This window comes from Nosocomiicoccus massiliensis (assembly GCF_000438455.1).
GTDB classification, from domain to species: domain Bacteria; phylum Bacillota; class Bacilli; order Staphylococcales; family Salinicoccaceae; genus Nosocomiicoccus; species Nosocomiicoccus massiliensis.
On sequence record NZ_CAVG010000061.1, the window covers coordinates 1 to 4,992 of the forward strand.

General features: G+C 34.4%; 4 protein-coding genes and 3 pseudogenes. All 7 read right to left on the reverse strand.

Going from position 1 to position 4,992, the window contains the following annotated elements:
* Nucleotides 1–290: 290 nt before the first annotated feature.
* The 7 genes and pseudogenes from TJ68_RS08095 to TJ68_RS02985 all read right to left on the reverse strand — a co-directional run bounded on the left by TJ68_RS08095 (nt 291) and on the right by TJ68_RS02985 (nt 4,494).
* Entirely contained in the window at nt 291–590 is a 300-nt protein-coding gene (locus TJ68_RS08095; RefSeq protein WP_052327272.1) for a Rossmann-fold NAD(P)-binding domain-containing protein, read from the reverse strand.
* Nucleotides 590–1,339 (reverse strand): annotated as a pseudogene (locus TJ68_RS08880) (polysaccharide biosynthesis protein). Before TJ68_RS08880 ends, TJ68_RS08095 begins: the two are co-directional and overlap by 1 nt.
* A gap of 213 nt (nt 1,340–1,552) precedes the next feature.
* Complete coding sequence (locus TJ68_RS02970) at nt 1,553–2,170, reverse strand: YveK family protein (RefSeq protein ID WP_238316024.1); 618 nt, start codon at nt 2,168–2,170, stop codon at nt 1,553–1,555.
* A gap of 306 nt (nt 2,171–2,476) precedes the next feature.
* A pseudogene (locus tag TJ68_RS02975) lies at nt 2,477–2,716 on the reverse strand (alanine:cation symporter family protein); the annotation flags it as partial.
* A 17-nt stretch (nt 2,717–2,733) separates the two neighbouring features.
* Nucleotides 2,734–2,898: pseudogene (locus TJ68_RS08885) on the reverse strand (alanine:cation symporter family protein); the annotation flags it as partial.
* Nucleotides 2,899–3,045: 147 nt separating this feature from the next.
* Nucleotides 3,046–3,501 (reverse strand): hypothetical protein, encoded by a 456-nt coding sequence (locus TJ68_RS02980; RefSeq protein WP_040928654.1) that lies wholly within the window; start codon nt 3,499–3,501, stop codon nt 3,046–3,048.
* 90 nt (nt 3,502–3,591) lie between these two features.
* Nucleotides 3,592–4,494: an acetamidase/formamidase family protein gene (locus TJ68_RS02985; protein ID WP_052327274.1), complete on the reverse strand. Its 903-nt coding sequence runs from the start codon at nt 4,492–4,494 to the stop codon at nt 3,592–3,594.
* Between the last annotated feature and the right edge of the window lie 498 nt (nt 4,495–4,992).

Sequence of the window (4,992 nt, forward strand, 5' to 3'; positions counted from 1 at the left end):
ATTGCAATCATTTTAACCATTTCGCTCGTATTCACATATTCAGTATTCTGCGGAAAAAGGCAGTTTCTAGGCTGCTTTAGCAAGTTTGGGATAGTTTCCTTTTAAATTTTTTCATATATCATATGTGGGCTTATTACAGATGCGGGCTTATTACAGCAACTTTGAATTAATCACTATTAAGAAGTAGAATACCTTTTTCTGCCTGCATTTTGCTGTCTCTATAAAATTGCTTGGGTTAGTTTTCGTATTTCAATCAATCACTCTCGTACCACTGCTACTATCTCCGTAAACTATAAGACTGTCATGAAGATAAATTGTTCTGCTCCATCACGTTTGGCTTTTTCTGCCGTCTCAATCGTAAGGTCACGATTTACTCTGTAATATTCTTCTTCCATATTTGGATCAGAAGAAACATGAGCCATCCCAGCGACATGGAAAACCACATTATAATACGAAAAATCTTTAGCTTTCCAAGCATTATCCCTTAAGCTGATAGTATCAATGGAGTAGTCGTCAGGATATCTCGTTAACCAACTCGATAAACTATTTTTAGAATAACTGTTAGTCCCCGTTATTAATATATTTTTCATTAAGAATAATTCTCCCTATTACTAACGACTCTTTGTTCTATTTGCGAACTTTTTTCCCCACCTTCAACTACACCATCGCTTTTCACAACACTTACTACAGTACCAAGGAAACACTTTGTATCCATTATAGGACCCATATTCTCCATCCAACTTGGCTTTTATTTCAATAGGTGTTTCATCTCTTCCATTAATCTATGCCCAACCCTTCAGTCCTGTTGGAACATCATTCGCTTTATATTTATCACGTTCCGCTATTCCGCTATAAGATCAAATTGATTCCATCAGGCTGGTCTCGTCCCAATAATATTATTCTTCACAGCTTCCTGTGGGTTATATTCCATCAAAGGTTCGTGCTTATGTGCTGCCGCATGATATACAATATCTGGTTTGTATTCTTCAAAAACTGAGAATATTCTTTTTCTATCTTGTATATCCGCAATAATAGGTATATATTCTATTTCATTATTAAAACTCGTTACTTCTTCTAAAATAGTGTATATACTATTTTCTCCATGTCCTAAAAGAATTATTTTACGTGGCTGGAACTTAGTTATTTGTCTAACAATCTCAAAACCTATACTTCCACCTGCACCTGTAATTAGAATGACTTTATCTCTAACTTGTTCTTCAATTCCCTCAGTATCGAGTTGAACTGGTTCTCTTCCTAGTAAATCTTCAACTTCTACCTTTTTCAAAGCATTTACTTCTACTCTGCCCGACATAATATCGTCTATATTAGGCATGATCATGACATCAACATTATCAGTGACTGCGAGACTATGGATTTACTTTTAATGGTCTGCATCTTTCAGGATGTGCAATGACTGGTATATATCTTTTCATTTGCAGTTCAAAAATAATTTCTCCGCATAAGTCTGAAGAATTCGGTGGAATTGGACAATAAGTTCCCTTGTTCTGATTGGAACTTTCTATTAATTTTTTCCAAACATATTAAACCCTCCCTACTTTTTAAATGTTGGCACTGTTCCGAGTACAGGTAAGTCTAAGTGTTTTTCTACATCTTCTTCGGTCTGTATACGTTTATCCATAAATGCTCTTAAGAAGGCGAAACCTAATCCAGTAAGCAATCCTAAAATTAATCCGATTGCAATGTTAATCATCGGCTGAGGTGATACAGGTGATGGATTTTCTCCAACATCTGCTGCTGCGAGTACAGATACATTATCTACGTTCATAACTTCAGGTACTGTATTTTGGAAAACTGCCGCCACTTCATTGGCAATATACTCTGCTCTTTGTGCGGATTCATCTGTGACTGTTACAGTCAGTACTTGTGACTGATTCTGATTGGTCACTTCAATTTTATTAGAAATAGCTGATGATGATTCTTGTAGTTCTAGATTACTTACTACTTCATCGAGCACTGTTGGGCTTTTTATAATATCCCTATATGTATTAATTAATTGTAGACTCGCTTGAATATCTTGATTATTGATTGCTTCAGCGTTCTGAGTCTGGCTGACTAAAATTTGTGTTTTAGCTTCATATTGCGGTGTCATTAAAGAAAACGTTGCATAAGCTGCAATACAACCAAACCACAACGTCATAATTGCGATCATTAAGATATTTTTTTAATCACTTCTAAAATGTCTTCTAAATTGAGTGTTTCTTCCATTATTGCCTCCGACATTTCTTTATTATATCTCTTGAAGTTAATATAACACATTACAACACAATTTTTGTTAATATTTTGTAAATTATTAAATATCACTCAAAATTTTTACTTAGCTTATGAACGAATCGTATATTAAAGTTTAAAAAAACATATTTATTATTGGCCCTAATTATCTAACGCTCTAATTAAAAACTGCCCCCCGTTGTGCGGTTAAGAGCAGTTTTTATATACCTTGAAATTCAAATCTAATTTACTTATACTCGTCCGGACTATCTTTACGATAATCCTCATCCCCCCACTCATTGTCTTCTGGCAATAAGTAAGTGATATTTTTCGTATAAAGGATTGGAGGTTCTCCTCTGTCTTTTTGTGCTTTATACTCCCTCATCAACTCAAACACTAATGGACTTAGTGCGACAACCATCATTAAGTTGATAATCGCTAGGAAAGCCATAAAGAGGTCGGCAAGCGTCCACACTAACTGAACGCCGAGTACGGCACCAGTCTACCGAAGACAATAGCTGTCGCCACCCCTGCGATATTTGCTGTGCCAATACGCTGGGCAGCGCTTATTGTAAATGCTTGAAAAGATGAAATTCCTTTCGAATCATCCGGCATTTTCGCCCGTCTTTCACCAAGAGAAGAAAACATAATCTTCAGCCAACGGAACTGCTTTTAGTTGTTTGTATTCAATTTTGTTAGATAAACAAATTTATTTAACAAAAATCAATCCTACACTCATAAATATGTTAATTATCTTAAGATATCTAACATATCCGCAGAATTTTTGTTAAATAAGTTTAGATCAAGCTAGCAACCTTACCTAAACTTCTCTTTATGATGTTCAATGATATCTGTATGACTGTTCAACATGTCTTCACCTTTTTGAGTCAACACATTTTCTTCATCAACAAAATCTAGAGTCTTTAACCACTTTAATTCTTCTTTATAGTTTAAACCGTACTCTTGTGAAAAGAACTTCGGTGCACGTTTACGATTCACATTCTTAACCCACCAAAGCATAACGACATGCCCGAACACTAACTCGTTATCATTAATGAACGTCATATACGATTTATGTGGCAATAACGTGTTAGACAATTTAATTTGCTTTAACAGATTATGCGCATCCCCTTCAGACGCGACATACGGAATCTTATCGTATCCATCTTCACGATAATCCTGCTCGATCTTCTCTCTCAGCGATAATAACCCATCACGGATTCTTTTCTCACGACTTCTTTTAGAAAAGAAAAAATCTAAAAATTTTCCCACAATATTCACCTCTACTGAAACACTATTAATTATAATGATAGCATAAAAAGACACTTCTCTTGATAGTAGAAGTGCCTAAAGTTCTTTATCTTAATAGAAGTTTAAGTCGTACGTATCTAACACAAATTGTGGGATTAAAAACCGCGTTGTCATAAGTGGATCGACGACTTGACTGATCTGTGCCTGACCGACCGCACTTAACAACATCGCAGCTTCGTCTAATTCTAAATCAGTATTTTTAGTTAAGTAATGAACCGCTTGTTTGGTAGCTTCTTTAACTGACTCATCGAGTGTTTCTTTTGAAACGATAAACGAAAGTCCTTCATCATATTTGACGATTGGATGCTCGATTACATTATCTTTAATTACTTCAACTTTTAAAACGGCAGAACCAGCGATTTCTACACCTGTACCGCAAATTTCACCATCACCCATCGCACCGTGGAAATCTCCTAGGCATAGTAACGCACCATCTGTCCGAACTGGGAAATAAACAACAGATTCTTCTTTAATAATCGTCGTATCCATATTTCCACCATGAGAATCTGGAGTTCCACAAGGTATTTCATCTTGTTCAGGAGCAACCCCAATAACACCGATCATCTTAGTAATTGGGAAAGAAAGTTTTTCGTTAAAAATTACTTTATCATCTTTAATCTGTACAATCTTTTTAGTCATCTCAGTGAGCTTATCACCAAGCATTCCAATTTCTGGACCTGTTAAAAGTACGCCTTGAGTATCGATATTAATTTTTTCAATCGTTACTTTAAGCGTGTCACCTTTTTCAGCACCATTGACAAAAATAGGACCCGTTGCTGGATTCACCTTATCCCAATCGAGTGAATCAATCATATCCGATTCTTTACGAATTTGATTCGATAAACCATCAACCGTCTCAACCTCAATTGTTTCACCACTATCAATAAACATGACCGGTTCGTGATCTTTAGAAAAAGAAAAAACAGTATTATCAGCAGAAAGTTTTTTCATCATCATCAATCTCCTTTTCTGAAAACGCATTCATATTTTGACTTAAATGTATCATATACAGTTTAAAAAGGCAATTTTGAGCATTAATCGATGATTAGTGCTGTTTATTTAACAAAATAACTCACAATATGTTAGATATCTGGATATATTTAACAAAAAGCAGTTGAAAAATCAAAAATTTGTTAATTATCCTGATATATCTAACAAAAACAAGGTCGAAAAACTAAAATATGTTAATTATCCGCGGATATCTAACAAAATCGCACATTTTTTGTAAATAAACGCCTAAATAACTAAAAGTTCATAATATTAAGCACTGTAATAAATGAATTTATTAAACCTAATTTATTACGATACTTTTATATGGTTTCTAAAATATTTGTCCAGTTTTCAGGAAAACCTAATTGAGTAATATCCACTTCTTCATACTCATTAAAAAGTTCTGAGATATTTGTTAATAGTATTTTCGTTAATACTTTATCATTTAAAATTTTACAAATC

Bases quoted from the DNA above. Each gene is read 5' to 3' on its own strand.
- TJ68_RS02985 (WP_052327274.1), bottom strand. From the start codon at position 4,494: ATGATGAAAAAACTTTCTGCTGATAATACTGTTTTTTCTTTTTCTAAA.
- TJ68_RS08095 (WP_052327272.1), bottom strand. From the start codon at position 590: ATGAAAAATATATTAATAACGGGGACTAACAGTTATTCTAAAAATAGT.
- TJ68_RS02970 (WP_238316024.1), bottom strand. From the start codon at position 2,170: ATGATCGCAATTATGACGTTGTGGTTTGGTTGTATTGCAGCTTATGCA.